Source organism: Thermosynechococcus sp. B1 (assembly GCF_030322985.1).
GTDB lineage: Bacteria > Cyanobacteriota > Cyanobacteriia > Thermosynechococcales > Thermosynechococcaceae > Thermosynechococcus.
Genome location: NZ_CP096573.1, coordinates 783,009 through 807,834 on the forward strand (window position 1 = coordinate 783,009; position 24,826 = coordinate 807,834).

Here is a 24,826-nt window from a genome sequence, read left to right on the forward strand (position 1 = left end):
ACGCCCTCCTTGGTGTGGCTATGCCAGATGCAAAACCTACCCCCAATCGCTGCATAAACCGTCACAGTTAGTGAGTAATTTTACCGCACTTGCTACCGATCGTTCTTTTTGGGGCGATAAAGCACGGTTACAGGGTCACCACCAAGTTGTCGCGGTGGACAATTGTATCGGCAGCGGCATAGCCGAGGATCTTGGCTAGTTCGCTGGACTGTTGCCCCTGCACACGCCGGATTTCTTCACTGTTGTAGTTGACAAGGCCACGGGCAATTTCAGTGCCTGTGGGGTCACAGAGCTTCACGGCATCTTGGGCTTGAAACTCCCCTGCAACACGGGTGATGCCTGCTGCCAAAAGAGACTTGCCACCCACAGTAATGGCCTTAACGGCACCCTCATCGAGCCACAACTCGCCTTTGGGAATGAGGGCACGAGCAATCCAGCGTTTGCGGGCATTGATGGTTTTGGGACGAGGTTCAAAGTGGGTGCCCAAGGGTTCACCCGCAAGGATTTTTAGCAGGTTGGTGGGCGATCGCCCATCGGTAATGACAGTGCGTACGCCAGCTTCGGTGGCAATCTCGGCAGCCCGAATTTTGGTGGCCATGCCCCCGGTACCCCAAGGGGAGCCAGCAGCACCAATTTGAATCGTTTGGGCTAACTCGGCTAAGGAGACCACCCGCTCAATGGGAACGGCTGTTTTATCAATGCGCGGATCTGCTGAGTAGAGGCGATCGACATCCGTGAGCAAAAATAACCAATCGGCTTCTACAAGGCTCGCCACAAGGGCTGAGAGGGTATCATTATCGCCAAACTTGAGTTCATCCACCGCCACCGTATCGTTTTCATTGACAATGGGGATGACGCCCAGTTCAAACAGCGCCTGGAACGTGTTGTAGATATTCAGGTAGCTCTGGCGATCCACAAAATTTTGCCGCGTCACGAGGATTTGGGCAATCGGCTGGCGCAGGACTGAAAAAAGATCATCGTACATGCGCATTAGGTGTCCCTGCCCCACTGCTGCCACCGCCTGTTTTTGGGCTAATTGTTGGGGACGCTCTGTTAAGCCCAAGCGCACAGCACCCACACCCACCGCCCCAGAGGAGACGAGTACCACGCGATCGCCCCGCCGTTGACAGTGACACAAGACCTCCACCAGTTGGGCAATAGTGGCCAAGGCCAGATTTCCTTCTTTACCCCCCGTTAAGCTCGATGTGCCAATTTTGACGACCAGTGTTTGTGCCATGGGGAGTCGGGACGGATATTGACCAGTGGGTATAGGATCAGACGTGCTCATTGTATCGCGGTGGGAGACAGCCAATGAACTCAGGGTTTTGGTCTGAGGTGCTGCAAACCTGTCAACAGATTCAACAGGTGGTTGCCCCCCGTTTGCTGGAGTGGGCAGGGGAATCCCCCAGCGATCGCAAAGCCGATGGCAGCCTTGTTACCCGCGCCGACCTTTGGGCCGATCAGAAAATCACCGAAATGCTGCAACAACGCTTTCCCCACCACGGCTGTCTGAGTGAAGAGGGCAACCATACCTACGGTGGTGAACAGTGGTGTTGGATCATTGATCCCATTGATGGCACGACTAACTATAGTCATGGTTTGCCCATTTGGTGTATTGCCCTCAGTCTGCTCTACCAAGGCACACCCGTATTTGGCTATGTGCACGTTCCCGGCTTTCAGCAGACGTTTCATGGCTTCTATCAAGCCCCTGACCATGCCAACGGTGCCTATTTGAATGAGAAACCCATTCGCGTTAAGGTCAGTGAGCCAACGTTGCAGACGTTTTTTAGTCTTTGTGCCCGCAGTACCGATGTGCTCAAGCGCTCCTTCCCCTGCAAAATTCGCATGTTAGGAGCCGCCAGTTACAACTTGCTGACCGTTGCTGCGGGTTATACCCTCGGTGCTGTGGAGCGCACACCTCGCATTTGGGATGTTGCCCCCGCTTGGCCGATTGTCCATGCTGCTGGTGCCCACTGGCAATGGTTAGACCCGCCAGAACCTTGGCAAAGAATGTTTCCCATTCAGCCGGGGCAGGAAGCCGGCAGTCGCATCTTCCATACACTGGTGAGTGCTAGTCCTAGCTTGGGGCAATTTTTTGCGGCGTACATTATCTAAAATGCAGCTGGAGGGGATCTGCTCATCAAAAATCATGCAAAGCAATCTTTATGAAAGCGACTTTTATGCTTGGACCCTAGAGCAGGCAAAGTTACTCAAGACAGGCGACTTTGGCCATCTTGATATTGCCCACCTAGTAGAGGAAATCGAAGCCTTGGGACGGCAGGAGCGGCAAGAACTAAAAAACCGCCTCGGTGTTTTGATTGGGCATTTGCTGAAGTGGGAGTATCAGCCAGAAAGACGCAGTAAAAGTTGGCGAGTCACGATTCAGATGCAACGACGCGAGATTAAGGATTTATTGGAGGAAAATCCTAGCCTTCAGTCTTATCTAACGAAGGCGATCGCCAAAGCCTATTTGGCAGGACTCGACTTAGTGTGCTTGGAAACGCCCCTAGACTATCCAGATTTACCCCCAACCTGTCCCTATACCCTAGAACAATTGCTTGACCCAGACTTCCCGCGAGATTTGTATCCCACGGAATAGTTCACCATCAAAGGCCATGACCTCTCCTCTGTATGACACGGACTTTTATGCTTGGAGCCTAGAGCAGGCGAAGTTGCTCAAGGCAGGCGACTTTGGCCATCTTGATATTGCCCACCTAGTAGAGGAAATCGAAGCCTTGGGACGGCAGGAGCGTCGGGAGCTAGAAAATCGCCTCGGGATTCTCATTGGACATCTCCTGAAGTGGGACTATCAGCCGCAAAAACGCAGTAAAAGCTGGCGAGCAACCATTCGCGAACAACGGCGAGCTGTGCAGAAACTGATCCATCAAAACCCCAGCCTGCAACCCTACTTACCCCAGGCGATCGCTGAGGCCTATGAATCTGGCAAAGATTTAGTGGTGCGTGAAACCCCCTTGGACTACTCAGATCTCCCTGAAACCTGCCCCTATACACTGGGGCAACTCTTTGATCCCGACTTTCCTGCCACGAAGTAAAAAACTTCAGCGTTCTGAAGCATACTCATGGCATCAAGGCTATACTGGCAGTGACGACGTGGAGTCGCAGTATGGATACAGCCCAAATTAAAGCTCTAGTGGAAAAAGCCCTAGAAGATAAAATTCTTACCCTCGAAGAGCATGGCCAAATTATTGACGCAGTGCTTTCCGATGGCCAAATTTCCGAAGAAGAGGAAAAAATTTTACAGGAACTCCTCGAACGGGTCGCCTCTGGGGAAATTGATTCCCAGTATTAGGGTGTTTTAATCTGCACTCGCCCTTGGCGCAGGACGTACCATTCCCCCGATTGCCATTGCACGACGGTTGAAGGTTCTGGGGGGGTAGGGGGTAACTGCCACGGGTGGAGCGTCAGCACTTGGGGAAACTCACAGGCGATCGCCCCCCATTCAATGAGTGGCGGCTGACCTGAACGGTTAATACTGGTGGTGGCCAATGGTCCTGTTTGCTCGAGGAGGGCTTGGGCAGGCGGCCAATCGGGAACCCGCAAGCCAATCGTGCCTGTACCTAGGGGGTTCAAACCCGCAGGAAGTTCAGCAGCGGGCAACACCAAGGTCACGGCTCCCGGCCAATAACGCGCCGCCATGGCAGACCACTGCTCCCATTCAGCCGCACTACCGCGCACAAAGGGCCAGAGTTGCTCAGGATTGGCACCCATGAGGATCAAGGGTTTAGCCAGTTGGCGCTCCTTGGCAGCATAGATCAATTCCCCGCGATCGCACCGACTGGCCAAGGCGGGCACCGTATCGGTGGGAAAACTAATCAACCAATGGCCCGCTCGCACTGCGGCGACTAAGGCGGCCATACTCACCTGTGCCATATTTCTCCTCTACCAACCCATGGCAGCTCCTTCCCCCCGAGGATCCGCTGCCCCTTCCAATTGTCCCTGATCCAAAACGCGAATTAAGCTGGCATTCCCCCAAGGGCGGCTTTGTTCTACCCGATAGCCCCACTGCTGCCACGTTTGAATCCAAGAACTTGGAATCGTTGGCTCGACAAAGAGGGTATCCGGCGCCCACTGCTGATGAATGCGGGGACGGGCAACGGCGGTGGCGGCATCCTGCCCTAAATCAACGACGTTCAGAAACAGTTGCAGCACAGTTGTAATAATGCGACTGCCGCCGGGGGAGCCTAAAACCATATTGAGGCGATGATCCTTTAGCACAATTGTTGGACTCATGCTCGAAAGGGGACGCTTGCCCGGTTCGATGCCATTGGCTAGGGGGGCGTTTTCTGATTGAATACCAACCACACCAAAGAGGTTGGGTTGATTGGGGGCAATGGCAAAATCATCCATTTCATTGTTGAGGAGAATCCCCGTTTGCGGCACCACCACACCCGCCCCAAAGGGACCATTGATCGTAAAGGTTAGGCTAACGGCATTTCTTTGGGCATCGACAACATTCAGGTGACTGGTGTTGTCTGACTCTGCAAGTTGAATTGGGGTTGCGGCACTCACAGCACGTTGGGGACGGGCACGACGGGGAAGAATTTCGCTAACCCGCTGTTGGGCATAGCGAGGATGGGTGAGGGTCGTGACCGGCACCGGCACAAAGTCACTATCCCCGAGGTAACGGGCGCGATCGGCGTAGGCAATTTGCATGACGCTGGCTAGGTAGTGACCGCGATCGCTGGGGGTAGAAGCAGGGGGCAACAGTTGCCAGAGGTTGAGCATTTGCACAAGGGCAACGCCACCAGCAGAGGGGGGTGGCATCGAACAGACCTGAAACGCACGATAGGTGCCACAAATTGGCTCTCGCCAAACGGGGGTATAGGTTCGTAAATCCTCTAGGGTGATCTTGCCCCCTTGCTGCGCCATAAACTCGGCAATCGCTCTGGCAATCCAACCCTCATAAAAGCTGCGCGGCTCGCGGGCGATCGCCCCCAAGGTTTTTGCTAACTCTAGCTGTTGAATCACCGTGCCCAAGGGGGGAACTTGGCCATCCCTGAGGAAAATGCGCGCGGCGGTAGCATCGTGCTGCAGAACGGCTTGGCGCATCGTTGCCCACTGCTGATAACGTGGGGTAACCGCAAACCCCTGTTGGGCAGCCTGAATGGCGGGTGCCACCACCTGCGACCAAGGCAGTTGACCATAGCGCTGGTGCAAAGCGGCTAAGCCAGCAACGGTGCCGGGGGTGCCTGCGGCCAAGACTCCATCCAAACTGGCGCGGGGAATCACCTCTCCCTTCGCGTTGAGATACATCGTTGGTGTCGCTTGCAGGGAGGCACGCTCCCGAAAATCAAGGGCACGCAGGGTTTGAGATTGGGCGTGATACACAAGGGCAAAGCCACCGCCACCAATCCCAGCGGCATAGGGTTCAACGACGGCGATCATGAATGCGGTTGCCACGGCTGCATCCACGGCATTGCCCCCTGCCTTGAGGATGTCTCTTCCTATTTTTGCTGCTGCGGGTTGAGCTGCTGTCACCATTCCCCGCTGGCTAATCGTTTGAGCTGGGGCGGGTGGGGCGGCAAAAAACGTTACCGCTAGGACAATAGCGAGGAAGGGCGATCGCCCCCATTGCTCAACCTTCCCTAGAGTGAATCCTTGCCCCATGATTGATTTGGCTCAAAACTGCTGCGGAACCCCAGCCTGTAAAATACACGAAGAGAGCAGTATTGCAAACGTCCTCAACCGCCAAGGTTCATTTTTGCCATGCCAAATTCACTGTTAGAAACCAGTTGGTGGGTGCCCTGTTATGGCTTAGTGGGTGCAGCCCTGACGTTGCCTTGGGCCACCGGTGTTGTGCGGCGCACCGGGCCTCGACCCGCAGCCTATTTCAATCTGCTGATGACGGTTGTTGCTTTTGTGCATGGCTTTTTCCTATTGCAACAAACTCGCAGTGGCGCCACCGCAACGATTGTTTGGCATTGGCTACAGGCACCGGGACTCGATCTCTCGTTTTCATTGCTCATCAACAGTGTCACCACGGGGGCTATGGAGTTGGTGACGGGCCTGAGTATCCTCGCCCAGATTTTTGCCCTGGGTTATCTCGAAAAGGACTGGGGTATGGCCCGCTTCTTTGCCTTAATGGGCTTTTTTGAGGCGGCCCTCAGTGGCATTGCGATCAGTAACTCGCTGCTCCTGAGCTATGGCCTGTTGGAGATGCTGACCCTCTCGACCTATTTGCTGATTGGCTTCTGGTATGCTCAGCCCCTTGTGGTCAAAGCAGCACGGGATGCCTTTCTCACCAAACGGGTGGGGGATATCTTACTCCTCATGGGGGTAGTCGCTGTCGGCAGCCTTGCGGGGAGTTATGATTTTCCCAATCTCTACCAATGGGCAGAAGACGCCAATTTACCAGACGGTTGGGGCTTTTTACTGGGCTTAGCCTTGATTGCAGGTCCCACGGGTAAATGTGCTCAAGTGCCTTTGCACCTGTGGCTCGATGAAGCGATGGAAGGGCCCAACCCCGCTTCGATTATGCGCAACTCAGTGGTGGTGGCGGCGGGTGCCTATATTCTCATTAAGCTACAGCCGATTCTGGTGGCCTGCCCGGGGGCAAACATTGCGCTGATCCTGATTGGGGCAGTCACAGCCATCAGTGAATCCCTTGTTTCCATTGCCCAAATTGACATTAAACGGGCACTGTCCCACTCGACGAGCGCCTATCTGGGGTTGGTGTTTATTGGTGTCGGCACCAACTGGACAGATTTTGCCCTGTTTGTATTGCTCACCCACGCGATCGCCAAGGCACTGCTGTTTATGAGTATTGGCAGTGTGATTATGACCACCAACTGTCAGGATTTGACGGAATTGGGGGGCTTAGGCGGACGGATGCCAGCTACAAGTTCAGCCTTTGTGATTGGCGGTCTCTCCCTAATTGGCTGTCTGCCCTTGGGTGCCTTTTGGTCGTTTTATCGCGGCATTGACTACTACTGGCAAACCCAGCTTGGCTTGGTGGGTCTGATTTTGCTGGTTAATACCCTAACGGCGGTCAACCTCACCCGTGTCTTTCGCTTGGTCTTCTTGGGGCCTGCTCAACCCAAAACCCGCCGTGCCCCTGAAGTGCCTTGGCCGCTGGCAGTGCCAATGGTCACCCTGAGTATTTTGAATGTGCTGGTGCCCTTTATCTTGCAGCGCGTGCAGTTGTTACCGACAACGATTGATTGGTGGATTGTGGTTCTGCTTGTGGTGTCAGGATTCACTGGAATTCTCCTTGGGGGCTTTGTCACCCTCAAACGCCAGTGGACACGTCCGATCAAGGTGCCCTTGCGCTTTGTGCAGGATCTGTTAGCCTACGATCTTTACATTGAGGAACTCTATCGCTATACCGTGGTTTGGGCAGTGCGATCGCTCTCGCAGTTCAGCGCTTGGGTGGATCGCCACATTGTGGATCGCATTGTGAATACAACGGGTGTGGCATCCCTTGTGGGGGGTGAGTTGCTCAAGTACAGTGCCAGTGGTCAATCCCAAGCCTATTTGCTGCTGGTGTTTATTGGTGTGGCAATTCTTGGGGGGGCGATCGCATGGCTATTACTGTAATGCCGCTGTTAAGTTTCCTTCTCTGGGTGCCCTTACTCGGTGCCCTTGCCCTCAGCCTGTTACCCGCTGAAAGTCTGGGACGCACCTACCGCAGTTTAGCCGCTGTCGTGATGGCGATCGCCCTTGTCGTCAGTCTCGCGATCGCCCGTCTATTTGACCCCGCCAATGCAGCACCGCAATTAACCGAGGTGATTCCTTGGTTGGAGCCACTGGGCTTGAGCTATCGCCTGAGCGTGGATGGCCTGTCGCTGCCGCTATTGGTCTTAAATAACTTCCTGACGCTGATTGCCCTCTTGGCCACTTCTGTCAATCTGCCCCGTCCGCGGTTGTATTACCCGCTGGTACTGCTGTTGAATGCGGGTGTCAGTGGCGCTTTTTTGGCCGATAATTTGCTGCTCTTTTTCCTCTTCTATGAATTGGAGTTGATTCCCCTCTACCTTCTGATTGCGATTTGGGGTGGGGCACGGCGCAGTTATGCGGCCACCAAGTTTTTAATTTACACGGCCATTTCTGGGGTGCTGCTTCTAGCCGGATTCCTAGGACTGGTGTGGCTTGCCCATGCCCCCTCCTTTGACTTTGACCCCCAGTTATCCACCCCCCTGCCCCTCAGTTCACAGCTGGTTTTGCTAGGGCTGATTTTGGTGGGGTTTGGCATCAAGATTCCCCTCGTGCCCTTCCATACGTGGTTACCCGATGCCCACGTTGAAGCTTCCACGCCGATTTCTGTGCTGCTGGCGGGGGTACTCCTGAAATTGGGTACCTATGGGCTAGTGCGCTTTGGCGTGCAGTTATTCCCGCAGGCATGGCAAGTTTTGGCGCCGGGGTTGGCCACTTGGGCGGTAGTCAGTGTCCTCTACGGTTCCCTAATGGCGATCGCCCAAACGGATATGAAAAAAATGGTGGCCTACAGTTCCATTGGGCACATGGGGTTTGTTCTCTTGGCCACTGCCACTGCCACTCCCTTGAGTATTTTGGCGGCTATTGCCCAAATGATGAGCCACGGCTTAATTTCCGCCCTCCTCTTTTTGCTGGTGGGGGTTGTCTATGAAAAAACTGGCAGCCGCAACATTGAGGTACTGCGGGGATTGCTGAACCCTGAGCGGGGGTTGCCCCTGATTGGTAGCCTGATGATTGTCGGTGTCATGGCCAGTGGCGGTATCCCCGGCATGGTGGGCTTTGTGGCGGAGTTCCTGATCTTCCGCAGTAGTTTCCTCACCTTCCCAGTGCAAACACTCCTGTGTATGGTGGGGACGGGCTTAACGGCAGTGTATTTTCTCTTGCTGGTGAACCGCGTCTTTTTTGGTCGTTTGCCCAATGAATTGACGGATTTGCCGCCCGTGGCGTGGGGCGATCGCCTGCCGAGCCTCCTATTAGCCACGCTAATCTTGATCTTAGGGATTGTTCCTAACTGGCTGATCCATTGGAGTGAAACCACCGTTAGCCTTCTCACCACTGCTGTTGCTACGCTGCCCGTACCATGACCCTGATTACTGCTGCTCCAACCTCCCTGCATCAAGAACTGCGTACCGCCATCCTAGAGCGGTTGCTGAATGGTCAAGCCCTGTTACCGGATACGCCAACCCATGTGATGGAAGTGGTGGGCATCCTCAAAAGCTATGGGGTGGTGCTCAAGGCCTATGCCGAAAATCTTTGTGACATTAGTCAGCGGCAGTTTCTGGTGCTCTTTCCCTTTTTCAAATACTTCAACGGTGAGATTACCATTCCCAAGCTGCTGCGCCACTGGTGGCACGACCGCATTAACTACGAATACGCCGAATACTGTATGCGTGCCATGATGTGGCATGGGGGCGGCGGTCTTGATGCCTTCCTTGATTCGGCAGAATTTCGGCAATTGGCGGCCAAGGCGATCGCCGCTAAACTGCGGGGCAATCCCCTGATGCAATTCGTGAACCAGCTTTTTCCAGAGTTTTTGCTGGAAACAGTGCGGATGCTTTGCTACTACAGTGGCTTGGGGCAGTTTTGGACGGTGATGTATCCCATCTTTCTCACCTTGAGCGATCGCTACGATGCGGGTGAGATTCGCAGCATTCCCGATGTCGTAGATCATATTCGCGCGGGACTGATTGCGGCTGCCGATCGCCCCATTACCTACAGCGTTACCATTCACGGCCAAACTTACGATATTCTGCCGGCTAGCGCTGGTCTTACCTTTTTAGCTGACACCGCCATTCCCTATGTCGAAGCGGTGTTCCTGCGGGGTACCCCCTTCTTTGGCCTCATTTCTTTCAATGCCCAAGCGCAACAAATTTCCCGCGATCAAGCCGAATTTGGCTATGGCGCCCTGTTTGCGGATCCCATTCCCACGGGTGCGGCTGGTATTCCTCCCACACTGCTCATGCAGGATATGCGCCACTATCTCCCTCCCTATCTTTTAGAGTTCTATCGTCGCCAAGGCCGAGGGGAAGACGATCTGCGCGTGAAAATTTGCCAAACCTTCCAAAAATCAATGTTTTGCGTCACCACAGCGGCAATCACCGCCCTTGCCCCCTATCCTTGGACGACCACTGACCCCCAAGAGCAAGCCGCCAATCGGGCATTCTACGAAACGTGGCTAGATCGCCTCGAAACCTCCCGACTCTGGAACGTGCAACTGAGCAACTAACCAAGGCTCAGGCAGCGATCCGCGATAAGATAGTAAGGCAGTTCATCTCCCTCCATCGACAATAAAATGACCCATATTGATTGGCTTGCGCAAACGGATCCCTTGGTCGCTGAAATGGTACAGCGGGAAATCCAGCGGCAGCAGCAACACCTTGAACTGATTGCCAGCGAAAACTTTACTTCTCCTGCGGTGATGGCCGCTCAAGGCACAGTTCTCACCAACAAATATGCCGAGGGATTGCCCGGTAAACGCTACTACGGTGGCTGCGAATTTGTGGATGAAGTAGAGCAACTGGCCATCGATCGCGCCAAGGAACTCTTTGCCGCCGCCCACGCCAATGTGCAACCCCACTCCGGTGCCCAAGCCAATTTTGCCGTCTTTTTGGCACTGCTCAATCCCGGCGACACGATTATGGGGATGGACTTGTCCCACGGTGGCCATCTCACCCACGGTTCCCCCGTCAACGTTTCTGGTAAATGGTTTAACGTCGTTCACTACGGTGTCCATCCTGAAACAGAACGCCTCGATATGAACCAGGTGCGGGATTTGGCGCGGCAGCACCGTCCTAAGCTGATCATCTGCGGCTATTCCGCCTATCCACGCGTCATTCCCTTTGCCGAGTTTCGCCAAATTGCCGATGAAGTGGGGGCCTACCTCATGGCCGATATTGCCCACATTGCCGGTTTGGTTGCCACAGGTCACCATCCCAATCCGGTGCCCCTTTGCGATGTGGTCACCACCACCACCCATAAAACCCTGCGCGGCCCTCGCGGCGGCCTGATTCTTACCCGTGATGAAGAGTTGGGCAAAAAGTTCGATAAAGCCGTCTTTCCCGGTACCCAAGGGGGGCCATTGGAGCACGTTATTGCCGCTAAGGCGGTGGCCTTTGGTGAAGCCCTTAAGCCCGAGTTCAAAGCCTATTCTGGCCAAGTGATCCGCAATGCCCAAGCCCTCGCTGCGGGGCTGCAAGCGCGACAACTGCGCCTTGTCTCTGGGGGCACCGATAACCACTTGATGCTGATTGACCTGCGATCGGTAAATCTAACGGGCAAAGAGGCCGATCGCCTGATGGGGGAAATCAATATCACCACCAATAAAAATACGATTCCCTTTGACCCTGCCTCTCCCTTTGTCACCAGTGGTCTGCGGTTAGGAACCCCAGCGTTGACAACCCGTGGCTTCACTGAGGCTGAGTTTACGGAAATCGCCGAAATTATTAGCGATCGCCTGCATGCCCCCGAGGATGAGGTGATTAAAAACCGCTGCCGCGAGCGGGTGGCTGCCCTCTGTGCTCAATTTCCCCTCTATCCCCACTTGCAATTGCCGCAACCAGTGCTAGCCTGAGGGGGAATCCTGCCAATGGTCTAATCAGATGCTGTACCACCTGATTGCCTTCCTTGCTGCCATTGCCGTTGTTCTGTTGGTCACCCCCATTGTCAATGACTTTGGCCAGAAGGCAGGGTTTGTGGATAGACCTAATGAACGCAAAATTCACACCCGCCCAATGGTGCGCCTCGGTGGCGTCTCCATTTTTCTTGGTAATCTGGTGGCACTGCTGATTGTCTGGAATGCCGGCGGATTTGGTGTTTTACCCCAGCCAGCGGAGTATGAAATTTGGGGGGTCACTCTTGGCGGGGTGGCCTTTTTCCTCATTGGCCTAGCGGATGATCTGCTGACTTTACCAGCGCTTCTACGCCTTGTCCTGCAATTTCTGGTGGCGGGTATTGTCTGGGCGGTGGGGGTCAAAATTCGCATTATCACAGTGCCTTTGGTGGGAACTGTTGACCTCGGCTGGCTCAGTTTGCCCCTGACCACAGTGTGGCTAGTGGGCATTGCCAATGCCATTAACTTCATTGATGGGGTAGATGGGCTAGCAGCAGGGGTGTCGGGGATTGCTGCCTCAGCAATGCTGTTTGTCTGTATGCTGATGGGGGAGCCGGAGGCAGGACTATTGGCAGCTGCCTTGGCAGGAGGTGCCTTGGGGTTTCTACGCTATAACTTCAATCCTGCCCAAATTTTCATGGGCGATGGTGGTGCCTACTTCATGGGCTTTACCCTTGCTGGCTTGGGGGTGATTGGCCTTGTGAAGGCTTACACAGCGGTGGCAATTTTGCTGCCCCTATTGATTCTGGCTGTGCCTATTGTGGACACCTCAACCGTTGTTTTTAACCGCCTCCTGAAAGGGCAGTCTCCCTTTGCCCCCGATAAGGGTCATCTGCACCATCGCTTGCTCAAGGCTGGTCTTTCTCAGCGGATGACGGTGCTGTTTATCTATTGCCTAACGCTATGGGTGGGGAGTCTGGCCTTGGCCTTGGCTGGTTTGCCGGGGGGATGGGGCTATGCCGTGGCTGCCTCCCTTTTGATGGGCTTTGCCGCTTGGTATGTATGGGAACGGGTGCGCAACAACGAAGATGACTGAAACAATGAGCGCAGAGATTATTTGCGTGGGCACAGAATTGCTGCTGGGGGAAATTCTCAACAGCAATGCCCAGTTTTTAGCGCAACAACTGGCGAGCTTGGGTATTCCCCACTATTACCAAACTGTCGTTGGCGACAATCCCACGCGGATTAAGAAAGTCGTCGCTATTGCCTGCGATCGCGCCCGCCTATTGATTTTCACGGGTGGCCTTGGCCCCACGCCCGATGACCTGACAACGGAAACCCTAGCGGATTTCTTTCAAGCCCCCCTTGAAGAACGCCCGGAAATTATTACTGACCTAGAACGCAAGTATGCCCATCGCGGCGGCTTTAGTCCCAGTAACCGTAAACAGGCGCTCCTGCCTGCGGGCGCCCAGATTTTGCCCAACCCGATTGGCAGTGCCCCCGGTATGATTTGGCAGCCGCGCACGGGTCTGACAATTCTCACCTTTCCCGGTGTTCCCGCCGAAATGAAGCAGATGTGGCAAGAAACTGCGGTGCCCTTTTTGCGCTCCCAGGGCTGGGGAAAAGAGGTGATTTACAGCCGTGTGCTGCGTTTCTGGGGCATCCCTGAATCGGTACTTGCGGAAAAAGTGGCTGCCCAAATTGCCCGTGAGCATCCCACGGTGGCGCCCTATGCCAGCAATGGGGAAACCCGCCTCCGCATTACCGTCCGTGCCAAGGACGAAGCAGAAGCCCAGCAATTGATTCAACCCGTTGAAGCAGAAATCCGCCAAATTGTCGGCCTAGATTGCTACGGTGCGGATGAGGATACCCTTGCCAGTGCGGTAGCGCGGCTGCTTCAGGAACGACAGCAAACAGTGGCAGTGGCAGAGTCCTGCACCGGCGGTGGCCTTGGGGAGATGCTAACCCGTTTGCCGGGGAGTTCCCTCTCGTTTAAGGGGGGCGTAATTGCCTACGCCAATGATGTCAAGGTAACTCTACTGGGGGTCAATCCTGAGGACTTAGAGCAAGAAGGTGCCGTGAGTGCCGTGGTGGCTGCCCAGATGGCTTTAGGCGTGAAAACGCGTTTAGGCAGTGACTGGGGCGTCAGTATTACCGGGATTGCTGGCCCCGGCGGCGCGACGCTCAGTAAGCCAGTGGGATTGGTGTATATTGGCGTGGCACTGCCCAATGGCGAGGTCATGACCCGTGAATTTCGCTTTAGTGGTCAACGGGGACGGGATTGGGTGCGGCATCTCAGTGCTATGAATGCCCTCGATGTCTTGCGGCGGCAGTTATTGGTGAATCGATGAGTCACGGTCTGCTCTGGTTACCCCTATTGGCTATTTTTATCGTGCTGGCACGGTTGGGCTGGGTCGAGTACCGGAAGGTGGAACACTATCGCCAGTGGGCAAAAAATTTTGAAACCAGTAAATATGACATTGCCGCTGTCCTCGGTCAACAGGGCGATCGCTTGACGTGGGGACGCCCTACCCAACAGGGCATTATTCATTTGCAAACTTGTGAATTATCAACTATTCAAAACATTTGGATTGAGTGTAACGGTCAACGAATTGACACACAAACTACTCATTCTAAAGGAGCAATTCAACTGGTGCTAGAAACCTTTACAGGAGACTGTTATCGCATTCCTTTTACAGAATTCACCCTTGCCTTGGCATGGCGCGATCGCCTGCAACGGGCGATCAGGAACTGATGAGGTTGATTAAAAACGAAAAAAATCTAAATTGTGCTTGACTAAGCTTGACAATTAAGCGAAGTCTGACTAGAGTTACTTAAATAGTGAGCTAACGGGGGATACCAAAAAGGCAAGGTTTTCCTTCGCTTTTTTAGCGACTGTAGGACTTGTGTCTTTTTGGGTTTAAGGAAAGAGTAGCCCATAGGAAAGTGCAAAATTCTACAAAGCACTTGACTGTTGTATTTACACCTTAACCTTGGGAGGCCTATCCTCATGTGCAAAAGACTACACCCCGTTTTGGCTTGTGTTGTTAGCACAACAGTGCACATTATTCTGGTCACCACACCTGCATTGTCTCAAACTCTAGACTGTGGGAATCCTAGTGGTTCCTTCAATTCTACCGGTGGTGGAGCGAACGACAACCTAATTTGTGGCGCAAATAACAATTTACTCCCTGCCTTGCAACGGTCTATTGCTGTTGGTATTAGCAACACAGTAAATGGTGGCACTGTCGCCAATCATGCGATCGGTAGCAACAATAACCTTGGGTCAAACATAAATACCACAAACACCGCTGTTGGTACTAACAACAGGATCAACACCGTTAATTCTCAAAATCATGCCTTTGGCTCTAACAACACAATTGGCAACAATGACGGTAATTTGAATTTGTCAATTCCAGAAGATCAAGCCAAAGGCAACAATAACACTGCCCTAGGAGCACAAAATCAAGTCGGCACAACTGGAACACCCAGTGGATCAGGTCCTTTTGCCAACGCAGCTCGCAATAACAATACCGCAGTCGGTTATCAAAACGTTGCTGATGGCACTACGAATACAACTGGCAGTAACAACACCGCCATTGGCATGCAGAACCGAGCCGAGGGTGATAACAACACTGCTGTGGGGATGCAGAATTCAGCGAATGCAGTAAATGCCACCGCCGTGGGGATGCAGAATAATTATATTGGCACCACCAACACCTACCTGACCCCTGGCGAAAACAGTACCGCTGTGGGGATGCAGAACCGAGCCCAAGGAGATAGAAGCACCGCAATGGGGTTTGTGAACCAAGCCAATGCAGACAACACTACAGCTGTGGGGTTTGTGAACACCGCACAAGGAGCTAATAGCACCGCAATGGGGTTTGCGAACCAAGCTCTGGGAAATGACAGCAGTGCGGTTGGCTTTGCAAACACTGCACAAGGAGTTCAGAGCAGCGCGGTTGGCTTTGCAAACACTGCACAAGGAGCTAATAGCACCGCAATGGGGTTTGTGAACCAAGCCAACGCAGACAACACTACAGCTGTGGGGTTTGTGAACCAAGCCAATGCAGTAAATGCCACCGCGATGGGGATGCAGAATTCAGCGAATGCAGCAAATGCCACCGCTGTGGGGATGCAGAATAATTATGATGGCACTAGCAACACCTACCTGACCCCTGGCGACAACAGTACCGCTGTGGGGTTTGTGAACCGAGCTCTGGGAAATGACAGCAGCGCAGTTGGCTTTGCAAACACTGCACAAGGAGTTCAGAGCAGCGCGGTTGGCTTTGCAAACACCGCACAAGGAGCTAATAGCACCGCAATGGGGTTTGTGAACCAAGCCAATGCAGACAACACCACAGCTGTGGGGTTTGTGAACCAAGCCAATGCAGTAAACGCCACCGCCGTAGGCTCTGGTAACCAAGCCCAAGGGCTTGACAGCACCGCAATGGGTTCAGGCAACCAAGCCCAAGGAGTTCAAAGCAGCGCGGTTGGCTTTACAAACACTGCCCAAGGGTCTGACAGCACCGCAATGGGTTCAGGCAACCAAGCCACCCAAGCAAATGCCACCGCCGTGGGTAGACAGAACTTTGCCACTCAACAGGACGCCACCGCCGTAGGCTCTGGTAACCAAGCCCAAGGATTTCAGAGCAGCGCGGTTGGCTTTACAAACACTGCCCAAGGAACTAGAAGCACCGCAATGGGGTATGATAACGACGCCTTGGGAGATGCCAGCAGCGCAGTTGGCTTTGAAAACACCGCCCAAGGAGTTCAGAGCAGCGCGGTTGGCTTTGCAAACACTGCCCAAGGAGATAGAAGCACCGCAATGGGGTTTGTGAACCAAGCCAATGCAGACAACACTACAGCTGTGGGGATGCAGAACCTAGCCCAAGGGCTTGACAGCACCGCAATGGGTTCGGGCAACCAAGCCACCCAAAACAATGCCACCGCTGTGGGGAGGCAGAACCTAGCCCAAGGAGCTGACAGCACCGCAATGGGGTTTTTGAACCAAGCAAATGCAGCAAACGCCACCGCTGTAGGCTCTGGCAACCAAGCGCTGGGGGCTCGTAGTATTGCCATTGGCCACCAAAGTACTGCAAACCCGGCTGATAGTATTGCAATTGGTCAGACTGCCCAAGTCGTGGGTGGTGCTACTGATGGTGTGGCCATTGGTAGAGGTGCCACAGTTCAACATGCCAACAGTGTGGCCATTGGGGCAAACTCTGTAACAACACAGGCCAATGTTGTGTCTGTTGGTGCCCCCGGTGCTGAACGCAAGGTTGTCAATGTTGCGCCTGGCATCATTGCACCAACGAGTACGGATGCAATCAATGGCAGTCAGCTCTCTGCCCTCATCAACCAACTGTTTGCTACTGGAATTTGTTCAATCACTAACGCAACAGTAACGTGCGGTAACATTGCTTTGGGAAATGCTGCTAACCCTGGGGGTGCTAATAGTATTGCCATTGGCAACAATTCAACGACGGGTGCCAATAATGCCATTGCCTTTGGCCCATCGGCACAGGCCATCCATCCCAACAGTGTGGCCATTGGCGCTGGCTCTGTAACAACAGCTCCCAACACGGTTTCTGTGGGCGCCCCAGGAGCAGAACGCCGCATTACCAATGTGGCCACCCCCATCAATCCAACGGATGCTGTCAATAAAGCCTATGTTGACGGCATGGGAGCAGTGGCCTTGGGAGCAGCGAATGCCTACACCGATGCTCAAATCAATCAATTACGGGGAGAGGCTTTTGCGGGCATTGCCTCGGCAGCAGCACTCATGCCGATTGTGCCGGCACGTTCTGGTCAAACCACATTTAATGTGGGATTTGCAACCTACGGTGGATACAGTGCAGCCGGGATGGCTATAGCCCACCAAATCGGACCGGTGATTATTGATGCAGGGGCAAGTTTTTCTAGTGCAGGCTATCCCTTAGCACGCATTGGTATCGGCGCCCGTTTTTAGAACAACAGGGAACTAGGGGGGCTTTGATGTCCACATTTGGGAAAAGACGCTAGCCTTTAAAATTGAAGCTAAGCCTCCTCAATACTGCCCAAGGAATCTAGCCCTATGGATGTGTCTGTGGTCAACCAGAATCCACCATTTATGCTGAATCAGCCAGCAATGGCTCAGTCTTGGATCAAGCCCTGCAAAGTGGTCTTCTTCTGGAAACGCAGTGGCTTTTATGGGGCTTTGGATTCAAGGCTTTTTGCTGTTGGAGGTCGCTGATGAAAAATATTGTGGCGCTGGTGCCAGGGGGTATTGGGGATCAAATTTTGTTTTTTCCTACCCTCGACGACCTCAAAACCCACTTTCCGAATAGTCAAATTGATGTGGTTGTTGAACCCCGTGCGGTTGCTGCCTACCAACTGAGTTCTACAGTCCACCAAGTGATTCCCTTTGACTTCAAAGACCGCAATGCCTTGGCTGACTGGGTAAACCTGATTGGTATGTTGCGGGATGGGGAGTACGACGCCATTCTCTCCTTGGGGCGCAGTAAGGCGGTGCGCTTTTTGCTGTGGCTGACGGGGATTCCCAAGCGCGTGGGCTTTGCGAAGCTCAATCCCTTGGGGTTTCTCACCGATGCGGTACCTGTCAACCTTGATCAATACAGCGCCGCCACCTACCACGATTTGCTCAAGGCCTTTGGCATTACTACCCCTTGTCCCCTACCCAAGGCAGTGATTGCCGAAGAAGATAGGCAATGGGCAACTGCAGAGCGGCAACGCCTAGGCATTTCTGGTGCTTATCGCCTTTTGCACGGCGGCTCTAGTCAAATGGCCCTCACAAAGGGGATTAACAAAATTTACCCCCCCACTGCTTGGGCTGAAGTCATCCAGGCGCTGCAACAGCAGGAGCCGCACCTGCCCTTCATTGTGGTCTGTGGCCCTGAGGATCAGGCATGGGTGGGTGCCCTGACACAAACTCTCACCAACCTTGCAATTAGCCATCCCCCTGATCTGCGTAAACTTGCGGCTTTAATGCAACAGGCACAACAGATTCTCTGTACCGACAGTGGCCCGATGCACATTGGCGTGGCGGTGGGGACTCCCCTTGTGGCGCTTTTTGGCCCTACGGATCCTGCCAAACTCCTGCCCAACGATCCGCGCTTTCGAGCCGTTAAATCCCCTACTGGCAACATGGCCGATATTCCCGTCTCAGCCGTGATTGAGGCGGCTCGCCATGGCTAGACCGGCTGTCTTTCTCGATCGCGATGGCGTACTGAACCAAGAGGTGGGCTATATTCACCGCCTTGAGGACTTACAGCTCATCCCCGGTGTGGCTCAGGCAGTGCGACGGCTCAATGATGCGGGGTGGTTTTGCTGTTTAGCTTCCAATCAGTCGGGTCCGGCGCGGGATTATTACAGCATTGAGCATGTCTATGCCCTGCACCACAGACTTCAGGAGTTGCTAGCCGCCAGTGCTGGTGCGGTGTTGGATGCGGTTTATTTCTGTCCTGATCTCAGCCGTCCTGAAGGGGGAGTGGTTGCCGACTATGCGGGTTGGACAACATGGCGCAAACCCAATACAGGAATGCTCGTAGCGGCCGCTTGGGATCATGATTTAGATCTCAGCCGCAGTGTCATGGTGGGGGACAAAGCCACCGATATTGATCTGGCGCGGAATGCCGGCTGCTATGGGATTTTAGTACAAACCGGCTTTGGCGATCGCGTTCTTGAGGGGAGTTACCAGCACGCCAGTCGACCCGATTACATTGCAGCAGATTTAGCCGCTGCCGTAGAGTGGATTTGTACGCACCTTGCACCTCGTTAGCGATGAGCGCATCGCCAGACTATACCAAGTTTCCCCTTGCTCTACTGTTGCTGGTGGTTCTGGGCTACGTCCTCGTGGGCTGGTATTTGTCTGCCTATCCTTGGATGTGGTCAGCCTATGCCTCTTTTTTGGCAGCAATTCTGACAGTGTTTGTCGTGGGTGGCACCTCTAGCCTGTTGCGATCGCGCCAGAGCAACCCTAAAAGTATCTTTAGTAGCTTAATTATGCGCGTGGGCACCCCCAGTCTCTTTACAGTACTAGTGCTGAGTACCGCTGTCACCCTTGCCATTATTGCCTTTCATGTCTTTAGTGTGATTGCCATTCTCATTGGCACCGAAATTCTCGTGCGCATTGAAATGAAAGCCGCTGGCTACCAGAACTGGCAAATTATGCTAGTGCTGATTCAAATGGCAATTTTAGGAGTGTTCATTGGCTGGAGCATTGGGCATTACTTGCTGCCATCCTCTTCAGGGCAATCATTATTGTTCTTAGTCCTAAAGGAGTAAACTTTCTAAGGCACGTAGATTCGTAATGCACAAGCTCTCTTGATTGCGGCGAATAATGCCCTTGCGCTCCAGTTTCCCAAGCACCCGTGTCACCGTTTCCCGCGCCATGCCACTGAGACTACTTAATTCACGGTGGGGTAGATTGGGAATTTCTAGGCCATCGGCTCCCTGTCGCCCTTGACCATCCGCCAAAAACAGCAGAATATCGGCCACCCTTGACGTACTATCCGATTCCCGCAGCCGCAGCCGCCGATTCAGTTGCCGAAGCCGTCGTGCCATCAACTTGGCGAGGCGTATGCCCGCTTGAGGTTCCGTATTGACAAGATTGACAAAATCCGTCGCGGGCATATTGGCCACAACTGTCGGTGTTAGGGTAATCACATCCGTTGAGCGGGGCACTTCCTCTAGGGGGGCCATTTCGCCAAAGAGTTCGCCGGGCCCGAGGATATTCAGGGTGACTTCTTTGCCATCAATGTTGTAGGTGCGAATTTTGACCCAGCCACTGAGGATAAAGTAAACCGATGTGCCCCAATCATTCTCCAGCAAGATGACTCGGTTGGCGGGATGCTGACGTGTCACTACATGGGCTAGGGCTTTCTCCACCACTGCCTGGGGTAAGTCGCGAAAAAAGGGCGTATTTTGTAAAGATAATTCAGGTGCAGGAGAACTACGCCGTTCTTGCATAAAGGTCAAGGCCGAGAGGGCGAAAGCAGAGGCTGAGCAGACAGGTCATCAGGCGCTGCAGGGAAATCAATACCTGTGATCTTACCATTGCTATCCATCATCACAATCAATGTATCTGTAACGTTAGAAAAGGCTACCTTGATACTGACAATATTGTCGTTGATCTGACTCCCAAGACGCTCTTTGTACACGCCTACCTGTCTCAGAATAACTGTTTTATCGTTTTTTATGGTTTTCTGAGGGTTTAAGGCGAAACGAATTTCTGAATATCATACCGCCTTTTCCAGAGGGATTGAGTGAGGTCGCGATCGCCCTGAGGCCGCCGTCCCGTCCAAGAAAAGCAATCTACATATCTCTTATCAATTCTCGACGCAGACTTGGCTCTATAGATGACTGATTCTTCAGGTCTTCAGGCATCCGGGGGAAACTGCTGCGGAGTGTAAAGTTTATTAAAGACCTTGACTCCTTTGGTTAGCCTTCGTCACAATGAGTTCCATAGGTTAGGACTTGAATTTTATCCTCGTGAGCGGTTAGTCATAGCTGCGAGTGGGTAGGTTGTGCCAATGCTAGAAACCCTTGAATTTGTGATTTATCCCGATGGCCGTGTCGTTGAAACAGTGACGGGCATTTCTGGGGCATCCTGTGCTGAGGTGACTGCTGCCATTGAAGCGCAACTCGGGTGTGTCATTAGCCAACAGCCCACCGCAGAATACTACGCTCCCCAAGAGGAAGAAAATCAATTGGTTGTTCAATCTGTCCCCTCCCAGTGGTAATCGTTGAGGATTGGTGATCCATGTCGCACTTCAGCCAAATCAAAACCCAAATTCGCAGTTTACCCGCCCTACAGGCTGCCCTAACGGACTTGGGCCTACCATGGCAATCTGGCTGCCAAGAAGTGCGCGGCTTTCGCGGTCAAACCCAAACGGCCCAAGTCGTTGTTCCCCAAGATAATGGCTATGACATTGGCTTTCGCTGGAATGGCACTGAGTATGAGCTAGTGGCGGATTTGGAGTTTTGGCAGCAGGCATGGTCAGTGGATCGCTTCTTGAATAAAGTCACTCAGCGCTATGCCTACCATGCGGTGTTGCAATCCGCTACTGAACAGGGCTTTCAAGTGCAGGCCACAGAACAGCAGGCCGATGGGAGTGTCAAGCTCGTATTGCAACGCTGGCGTTCCTAGCCGGTCAAAATAATGGATAGGCAGATGGGTCAGCCCCTTGGCTTAGAACCAGAGCTTGGCGGCCAACTGCGCCAAAGTAAACCTCGCAGCGGCTACGAACCTGAACTCGGAGGAACCCATCGCCAACGCGGTGTCTATGTCGATGAAATTACCTGTATTGGCTGCAAACACTGTGCCCATGTGGCTCGTAATACTTTCTACATTGAGCCGAACTACGGGCGATCGCGGGTTGTACGCCAAGATGGTGACCCCCTCGAACTGATTCAAGAAGCCATTGATACCTGTCCCGTTGACTGTATCCACTGGGTAGATTACACGGAATTAAAACGGCTTGAGAAAGAACGCCTTGAGCAGGTGGTTCCCCTTGCCGGTTTTCCCATTGATCCAGCCACCACGCACCGCAAGAAACGGCGATCGCCCCCTAGGACTGAATAGCATCCTCGGGCATCACAATCAGCGTCGTTCCCTGACGGCCAATGATAATCACCCGCTGATGCTCGGGAATGGCCAAGCGGGGATCATCACAGCGAGCTTGCCAAGAGATCCCTTCGTACAGCACTCGCCCCGTCTCGCCAGCGGGGATTTTCGTAAGTGTTTCCGCCTCGGCGGCTTCCTTGAGTACGGGGGGAACTCGCTTTGGTTGATACCGCCGCAGGAGAAAGACCACCACAACAGAGAGCACCATCCAGAGGAGAATCTGTATTGAAAAGCTGGGAATCAGAAACGAGAGAAAGGCAACAATCAGGGCGCTGAGGCCGAGAGTGGCTTCCATAAAAGCCGTCGGCAAAACAAGCTCCATCACAAAAAGAATGATGGCAACAATTAACCAAATCCAAAAGGGAGACAGGGGCATTGCTCTTATCACCCAAGGCAGCCACTTCAACGATAGCTCAAACTCTGCGGCTACAGCGAGCAGGTTTAACCGTTTTGAGTGTGTTCAATTCTTGCGAAAGAGTTGCACTGGAACTTACAAGAGTCCCACTGCGTCAAGAGAGCCAGCACTCAAGAGAGATTCCTCCGATTCTGTACAATAATGACTTCAATGAGGCGAACAACGATGACGGATCTATTCATTCCCCTCCTGGTGGGACTTCTCACCCTTGGACTGTTGACCAGTTGGCTATGGCGACCGACAGCAACGCCAGTTTCCCGTGCTGAACAGGTCAATACCCCTGATTTTGTTGCCGATGCGCCGCCGCCGGATGATGAAGGAACACCGCCCCGCCGTGGATAGGCTAGGATTTTCCTAGGGGCTTCTAGAAGAACAATTGAGTGATCAAGCAGCTTTGGTCAGCAGGACAGCGGTTTCAGGCGGGTTTCTTTGCCTTTGGTCGTGGTCTTTTTTTTATCGCCCGTTATCGTCTTTGGGGCTATCTATTGTTACCTGCCTGCTTGAGCCTCGTTCTGGGGGTAACGCTTATCATTGCTGCTTTCTGGGCTGTTCAAGTCATTGGTGATGATTGGTTTGTGGGTGGGGAATGGCAGTGGCTCTACCAAGGGTTCATTGATATTTTGGCAACCCTCATTGCTGTCTTTTTGGCCCTAATTGGCTATCAAACGCTGATTCCCCTTGTGGTGATTCCTTTCCTTGGTCCACTGCTCAACCGTGTTGAAAAAATTACCACGGGACAAACGATTGAGGTGGGGTGGCGGCGCGATCTATTGAACGCCATTATCGGTGGTTGGTTTGCGCTGCGGGATGCAGTGTTGCAGGTGATCTTCCTGCTACTTTCATTTCTAACGGGGCCGCTGCAACCTATCGTGATGGCGATCGTCAACAGTTTCTTCCTAGGGCGAGGCAGCTTTGATTACCTCCTTGAAAAACACAGCACCTCTTTGAGAGAGCGCAAGCTCTTGACCCGTGCCTATACGCCCCAAATCTATGGCCTTGGTTTGGCGCAGTTTTTGGGGCTGCTGATCCCCTTCGTCGGTTTGGTGCTCGTACCACCCGTGGGAGTTGTGGCTGCTGCTTTACTGATTCAAGATCATCCACCGCAACAACAGTTGATGGCAGCGAATGCGGTTTCTCGGCGTTGATCTGGCTTGGAAAGGGGGGGCATCAGGGTACTGCTGTTTGCAGTGGCAGGCTCAGCATCTAGAGATAGTGTGTCTGGCTCGCTCCCGTGATACGGATGAACTTTTGGCATGGATTGATCGCGATGCACCCTCTGCGCAAGCAGCCATGGTGGCGGTGGATGCCCCCCTAATTATTCCCAATTCGCGGGGAATGCGTACCTGCGATCGCCAAGCCCATCAAGTCCTTGGGCGGTATCATGCCGGCTGCTATCCTGCGAATCAGCAGTCCCCCTTTGCGCAGCACACCACGGGTTTTAGTCAAGCCCTTAGCCAACGGGGGTTTCGCCATGGACCTACGATCGCCCCCCAAGAACGCGGGCGATTTCAAATTGAAGTCTTCCCCCATGCCACGGCGATCGCCCTCTTTCAGCTTGACCAAATCATTAAATACAAAAAAGGCCGCCTTGCAGAACGAGCCAAAGGGTTAGCCAAGCTTAGGGATTTAATGGCCACCCAGCTTCCCCACTGTGAGCCACCCTTAGCACTAGAACTAACTATCGAAATCCCCAGCAACGGGCGAGACCTCAAGGCTCTTGAGGATCAACTCGATGCCGTTCTCTGTGCCTACACGGCAGCCTATTGGTGGTATTGGGGGCGCGATCGCCACTGGGTTTTGGGTGGTGAGTCTTTTTCCCCAGAGCCAGCATCAACCGATGCCTACTTAAAAACTGGCTATATTGTTGTTCCGCGTGCCTAGCTTTCGCGATTGCGGTAGCGTTGCAGTTCCGTGCGTAGAGCAGCAATTTCCGCCCGCAAATCATCAATGAGGGCTTGCCAATCCACCCCACTCCGAGGCACCACCATTTCTGCCTCTTGACGGGCACGAGCTTGCACCTCTTCCATGAATTGATGGAGCCGCTGCTGCTGTTCGGCATCAAATCGCCCCAGTTGACTCAGGAATTCTACAAATAGATGCTGCGCCTGATCACGCAGGAGCGTTGCGGTTGCCCGACCAAGGAAGAAGGCATCCAGCGGCGATTGACTCATAGGAGCTGTATTCCTCATCAGTTGTGTCTCTCAATCCACGAGTGTAACAAAGTTTTACAGTAAACAGATCTCGCTCTCTCCCCCTTCTCCAGCTTTTTCCTATAGAACAG

Annotated in this window: 28 protein-coding genes; 22 read left to right on the forward strand and 6 right to left on the reverse strand. The window is 53.5% G+C overall.

Features of this window, described 5'->3' with window-relative positions:
• Positions 1-127: 127 nt before the first annotated feature.
• Positions 128-1,237, reverse strand: a complete 1,110-nt coding sequence (proB, locus tag M0644_RS04055) for a glutamate 5-kinase (protein WP_149818394.1) — start codon at positions 1,235-1,237, stop codon at positions 128-130.
• A 74-nt stretch (positions 1,238-1,311) separates the two neighbouring features.
• Between proB and M0644_RS04060 the strand changes: the two genes are divergently transcribed.
• The 4 genes from M0644_RS04060 (at position 1,312) to M0644_RS04075 (ending at position 3,310) form a co-directional block, all read left to right on the forward strand.
• Entirely contained in the window at positions 1,312-2,115 is an 804-nt protein-coding gene (locus M0644_RS04060; RefSeq protein WP_286626701.1) for an inositol monophosphatase family protein, read from the forward strand.
• Between the two features lie 34 nt (positions 2,116-2,149).
• A complete protein-coding gene (locus tag M0644_RS04065) occupies positions 2,150-2,599 on the forward strand; it encodes a DUF29 domain-containing protein (RefSeq protein ID WP_190278211.1) in 450 nt (149 codons plus the stop codon).
• A gap of 16 nt (positions 2,600-2,615) precedes the next feature.
• Positions 2,616-3,053, forward strand: a complete 438-nt coding sequence (locus tag M0644_RS04070; RefSeq protein WP_286626702.1) for a DUF29 domain-containing protein — start codon at positions 2,616-2,618, stop codon at positions 3,051-3,053.
• A gap of 71 nt (positions 3,054-3,124) precedes the next feature.
• Positions 3,125-3,310 (forward strand): hypothetical protein, encoded by a 186-nt coding sequence (locus M0644_RS04075; protein ID WP_011057956.1) that lies wholly within the window; start codon positions 3,125-3,127, stop codon positions 3,308-3,310.
• On the opposite strand, the gene M0644_RS04080 is transcribed toward M0644_RS04075, so the two are convergent.
• Both M0644_RS04080 and ggt read right to left on the reverse strand, forming a co-directional pair.
• Positions 3,307-3,891 carry an L-threonylcarbamoyladenylate synthase gene (locus tag M0644_RS04080; RefSeq protein WP_286626703.1) on the reverse strand — a complete coding sequence of 195 codons (585 nt, stop codon included), beginning with the start codon at positions 3,889-3,891 and terminating at the stop codon, positions 3,307-3,309. The genes M0644_RS04075 and M0644_RS04080 overlap by 4 nt on opposite strands.
• A gap of 9 nt (positions 3,892-3,900) precedes the next feature.
• The gene (gene ggt / locus M0644_RS04085) at positions 3,901-5,628 is read right to left on the reverse strand and encodes a gamma-glutamyltransferase (protein ID WP_286626704.1); all 1,728 of its coding nucleotides are present in this window, start codon (positions 5,626-5,628) and stop codon (positions 3,901-3,903) included.
• Between the two features lie 99 nt (positions 5,629-5,727).
• Between ggt and M0644_RS04090 the strand changes: the two genes are divergently transcribed.
• The 12 genes from M0644_RS04090 to M0644_RS04145 all read left to right on the forward strand — a co-directional run bounded on the left by M0644_RS04090 (position 5,728) and on the right by M0644_RS04145 (position 19,789).
• Positions 5,728-7,557 carry an NAD(P)H-quinone oxidoreductase subunit F gene (locus tag M0644_RS04090; RefSeq protein WP_286626705.1) on the forward strand — a complete coding sequence of 610 codons (1,830 nt, stop codon included), beginning with the start codon at positions 5,728-5,730 and terminating at the stop codon, positions 7,555-7,557.
• Positions 7,542-9,038, forward strand: a complete 1,497-nt coding sequence (locus M0644_RS04095) for an NADH-quinone oxidoreductase subunit M (RefSeq protein WP_286626706.1) — start codon at positions 7,542-7,544, stop codon at positions 9,036-9,038. The genes M0644_RS04090 and M0644_RS04095 overlap by 16 nt, the downstream gene beginning before the upstream one ends.
• Positions 9,035-10,180: a CO2 hydration protein gene (locus M0644_RS04100; RefSeq protein WP_286626707.1), complete on the forward strand. Its 1,146-nt coding sequence runs from the start codon at positions 9,035-9,037 to the stop codon at positions 10,178-10,180. Before M0644_RS04095 ends, M0644_RS04100 begins: the two co-directional genes overlap by 4 nt.
• Before the next feature lie 66 nt (positions 10,181-10,246).
• A complete protein-coding gene (gene glyA, locus M0644_RS04105) occupies positions 10,247-11,524 on the forward strand; it encodes a serine hydroxymethyltransferase (RefSeq protein WP_286626709.1) in 1,278 nt (425 codons plus the stop codon).
• A 28-nt stretch (positions 11,525-11,552) separates the two neighbouring features.
• On the forward strand, positions 11,553-12,599 hold the full coding sequence (locus M0644_RS04110; protein WP_149818414.1) for a glycosyltransferase family 4 protein: 1,047 nt from the start codon (positions 11,553-11,555) through the stop codon (positions 12,597-12,599).
• 4 nt (positions 12,600-12,603) lie between these two features.
• Positions 12,604-13,854: a competence/damage-inducible protein A gene (locus M0644_RS04115; protein WP_190278212.1), complete on the forward strand. Its 1,251-nt coding sequence runs from the start codon at positions 12,604-12,606 to the stop codon at positions 13,852-13,854.
• Positions 13,851-14,258, forward strand: coding sequence for a hypothetical protein (locus M0644_RS04120; protein WP_286626711.1), 408 nt, complete (start codon positions 13,851-13,853; stop codon positions 14,256-14,258). Before M0644_RS04115 ends, M0644_RS04120 begins: the two co-directional genes overlap by 4 nt.
• A 651-nt stretch (positions 14,259-14,909) precedes the next feature.
• The gene (locus tag M0644_RS04125; RefSeq protein ID WP_286626713.1) at positions 14,910-17,474 is read left to right on the forward strand and encodes a YadA-like family protein; all 2,565 of its coding nucleotides are present in this window, start codon (positions 14,910-14,912) and stop codon (positions 17,472-17,474) included.
• A gap of 105 nt (positions 17,475-17,579) precedes the next feature.
• On the forward strand, positions 17,580-17,738 hold the full coding sequence (locus M0644_RS04130; protein WP_286626715.1) for a hypothetical protein: 159 nt from the start codon (positions 17,580-17,582) through the stop codon (positions 17,736-17,738).
• Positions 17,738-18,700, forward strand: coding sequence for a glycosyltransferase family 9 protein (locus tag M0644_RS04135; protein WP_149818423.1), 963 nt, complete (start codon positions 17,738-17,740; stop codon positions 18,698-18,700). Before M0644_RS04130 ends, M0644_RS04135 begins: the two co-directional genes overlap by 1 nt.
• Positions 18,693-19,283: an HAD family hydrolase gene (locus tag M0644_RS04140; protein ID WP_286626716.1), complete on the forward strand. Its 591-nt coding sequence runs from the start codon at positions 18,693-18,695 to the stop codon at positions 19,281-19,283. The genes M0644_RS04135 and M0644_RS04140 overlap by 8 nt, the downstream gene beginning before the upstream one ends.
• A 2-nt stretch (positions 19,284-19,285) precedes the next feature.
• Positions 19,286-19,789: a hypothetical protein gene (locus tag M0644_RS04145; RefSeq protein WP_286626717.1), complete on the forward strand. Its 504-nt coding sequence runs from the start codon at positions 19,286-19,288 to the stop codon at positions 19,787-19,789.
• On the opposite strand, the gene M0644_RS04150 is transcribed toward M0644_RS04145, so the two are convergent.
• Entirely contained in the window at positions 19,778-20,473 is a 696-nt protein-coding gene (locus M0644_RS04150; protein WP_149818430.1) for a Crp/Fnr family transcriptional regulator, read from the reverse strand. The genes M0644_RS04145 and M0644_RS04150 overlap by 12 nt on opposite strands.
• A 563-nt stretch (positions 20,474-21,036) precedes the next feature.
• On the opposite strand from M0644_RS04150, the gene M0644_RS04155 reads away from it, so the two are divergent.
• Genes M0644_RS04155 through M0644_RS04165 form a run of 3 tightly spaced genes read left to right on the forward strand, consistent with a single transcriptional unit; the run spans position 21,037 to position 22,088 of the window.
• Positions 21,037-21,246, forward strand: a complete 210-nt coding sequence (locus M0644_RS04155; protein WP_190278215.1) for a DUF2997 domain-containing protein — start codon at positions 21,037-21,039, stop codon at positions 21,244-21,246.
• A gap of 20 nt (positions 21,247-21,266) precedes the next feature.
• Positions 21,267-21,653 carry a DUF1257 domain-containing protein gene (locus tag M0644_RS04160; protein WP_149818434.1) on the forward strand — a complete coding sequence of 129 codons (387 nt, stop codon included), beginning with the start codon at positions 21,267-21,269 and terminating at the stop codon, positions 21,651-21,653.
• A 24-nt stretch (positions 21,654-21,677) separates the two neighbouring features.
• A complete protein-coding gene (locus tag M0644_RS04165) occupies positions 21,678-22,088 on the forward strand; it encodes a ferredoxin (protein WP_286626721.1) in 411 nt (136 codons plus the stop codon).
• Here M0644_RS04165 and M0644_RS04170 read toward each other — a convergent pair.
• The gene (locus tag M0644_RS04170; protein WP_190278216.1) at positions 22,075-22,506 is read right to left on the reverse strand and encodes an NfeD family protein; all 432 of its coding nucleotides are present in this window, start codon (positions 22,504-22,506) and stop codon (positions 22,075-22,077) included. The genes M0644_RS04165 and M0644_RS04170 overlap by 14 nt on opposite strands.
• A 204-nt stretch (positions 22,507-22,710) precedes the next feature.
• On the opposite strand from M0644_RS04170, the gene M0644_RS04175 reads away from it, so the two are divergent.
• Genes M0644_RS04175 through M0644_RS04185 form a run of 3 tightly spaced genes read left to right on the forward strand, consistent with a single transcriptional unit; the run spans position 22,711 to position 24,426 of the window.
• Positions 22,711-22,887 (forward strand): hypothetical protein, encoded by a 177-nt coding sequence (locus M0644_RS04175; RefSeq protein WP_190278217.1) that lies wholly within the window; start codon positions 22,711-22,713, stop codon positions 22,885-22,887.
• Positions 22,888-22,925: 38 nt separating this feature from the next.
• The gene (locus tag M0644_RS04180; RefSeq protein ID WP_286626722.1) at positions 22,926-23,690 is read left to right on the forward strand and encodes an EI24 domain-containing protein; all 765 of its coding nucleotides are present in this window, start codon (positions 22,926-22,928) and stop codon (positions 23,688-23,690) included.
• Positions 23,671-24,426: a DUF429 domain-containing protein gene (locus M0644_RS04185; RefSeq protein ID WP_286626724.1), complete on the forward strand. Its 756-nt coding sequence runs from the start codon at positions 23,671-23,673 to the stop codon at positions 24,424-24,426. The genes M0644_RS04180 and M0644_RS04185 overlap by 20 nt, the downstream gene beginning before the upstream one ends.
• Here the strand turns inward: M0644_RS04185 and M0644_RS04190 are convergent.
• A complete protein-coding gene (locus M0644_RS04190; RefSeq protein ID WP_181494369.1) occupies positions 24,423-24,716 on the reverse strand; it encodes a DUF6825 family protein in 294 nt (97 codons plus the stop codon). The two genes, M0644_RS04185 and M0644_RS04190, sit on opposite strands and share 4 nt — an antisense overlap.
• Positions 24,717-24,826 lie beyond the last annotated feature (110 nt).

Coding starts and splice junctions, on each gene's coding strand:
- M0644_RS04075 (WP_011057956.1), top strand. CDS start 3,125: ATGGATACAGCCCAAATTAAAGCTCTAGTGGAAAAAGCCCTAGAAGAT.
- M0644_RS04150 (WP_149818430.1), bottom strand. CDS start 20,473: ATGCAAGAACGGCGTAGTTCTCCTGCACCTGAATTATCTTTACAAAAT.
- M0644_RS04115 (WP_190278212.1), top strand. CDS start 12,604: ATGAGCGCAGAGATTATTTGCGTGGGCACAGAATTGCTGCTGGGGGAA.
- M0644_RS04130 (WP_286626715.1), top strand. CDS start 17,580: ATGGATGTGTCTGTGGTCAACCAGAATCCACCATTTATGCTGAATCAG.
- M0644_RS04140 (WP_286626716.1), top strand. CDS start 18,693: ATGGCTAGACCGGCTGTCTTTCTCGATCGCGATGGCGTACTGAACCAA.
- M0644_RS04170 (WP_190278216.1), bottom strand. CDS start 22,506: ATGCCCCTGTCTCCCTTTTGGATTTGGTTAATTGTTGCCATCATTCTT.
- M0644_RS04070 (WP_286626702.1), top strand. CDS start 2,616: ATGACCTCTCCTCTGTATGACACGGACTTTTATGCTTGGAGCCTAGAG.
- M0644_RS04160 (WP_149818434.1), top strand. CDS start 21,267: ATGTCGCACTTCAGCCAAATCAAAACCCAAATTCGCAGTTTACCCGCC.
- proB (WP_149818394.1), bottom strand. CDS start 1,237: ATGGCACAAACACTGGTCGTCAAAATTGGCACATCGAGCTTAACGGGG.
- M0644_RS04185 (WP_286626724.1), top strand. CDS start 23,671: ATGCGGTTTCTCGGCGTTGATCTGGCTTGGAAAGGGGGGGCATCAGGG.
- M0644_RS04080 (WP_286626703.1), bottom strand. CDS start 3,891: ATGGCACAGGTGAGTATGGCCGCCTTAGTCGCCGCAGTGCGAGCGGGC.
- M0644_RS04145 (WP_286626717.1), top strand. CDS start 19,286: ATGAGCGCATCGCCAGACTATACCAAGTTTCCCCTTGCTCTACTGTTG.
- M0644_RS04175 (WP_190278217.1), top strand. CDS start 22,711: ATGACGGATCTATTCATTCCCCTCCTGGTGGGACTTCTCACCCTTGGA.
- M0644_RS04190 (WP_181494369.1), bottom strand. CDS start 24,716: ATGAGTCAATCGCCGCTGGATGCCTTCTTCCTTGGTCGGGCAACCGCA.
- M0644_RS04155 (WP_190278215.1), top strand. CDS start 21,037: ATGCTAGAAACCCTTGAATTTGTGATTTATCCCGATGGCCGTGTCGTT.
- glyA (WP_286626709.1), top strand. CDS start 10,247: ATGACCCATATTGATTGGCTTGCGCAAACGGATCCCTTGGTCGCTGAA.
- M0644_RS04100 (WP_286626707.1), top strand. CDS start 9,035: ATGACCCTGATTACTGCTGCTCCAACCTCCCTGCATCAAGAACTGCGT.
- M0644_RS04110 (WP_149818414.1), top strand. CDS start 11,553: ATGCTGTACCACCTGATTGCCTTCCTTGCTGCCATTGCCGTTGTTCTG.
- M0644_RS04120 (WP_286626711.1), top strand. CDS start 13,851: ATGAGTCACGGTCTGCTCTGGTTACCCCTATTGGCTATTTTTATCGTG.
- M0644_RS04090 (WP_286626705.1), top strand. CDS start 5,728: ATGCCAAATTCACTGTTAGAAACCAGTTGGTGGGTGCCCTGTTATGGC.
- M0644_RS04065 (WP_190278211.1), top strand. CDS start 2,150: ATGCAAAGCAATCTTTATGAAAGCGACTTTTATGCTTGGACCCTAGAG.
- M0644_RS04135 (WP_149818423.1), top strand. CDS start 17,738: ATGAAAAATATTGTGGCGCTGGTGCCAGGGGGTATTGGGGATCAAATT.
- M0644_RS04095 (WP_286626706.1), top strand. CDS start 7,542: ATGGCTATTACTGTAATGCCGCTGTTAAGTTTCCTTCTCTGGGTGCCC.
- M0644_RS04060 (WP_286626701.1), top strand. CDS start 1,312: ATGAACTCAGGGTTTTGGTCTGAGGTGCTGCAAACCTGTCAACAGATT.
- M0644_RS04165 (WP_286626721.1), top strand. CDS start 21,678: ATGGGTCAGCCCCTTGGCTTAGAACCAGAGCTTGGCGGCCAACTGCGC.
- ggt (WP_286626704.1), bottom strand. CDS start 5,628: ATGGGGCAAGGATTCACTCTAGGGAAGGTTGAGCAATGGGGGCGATCG.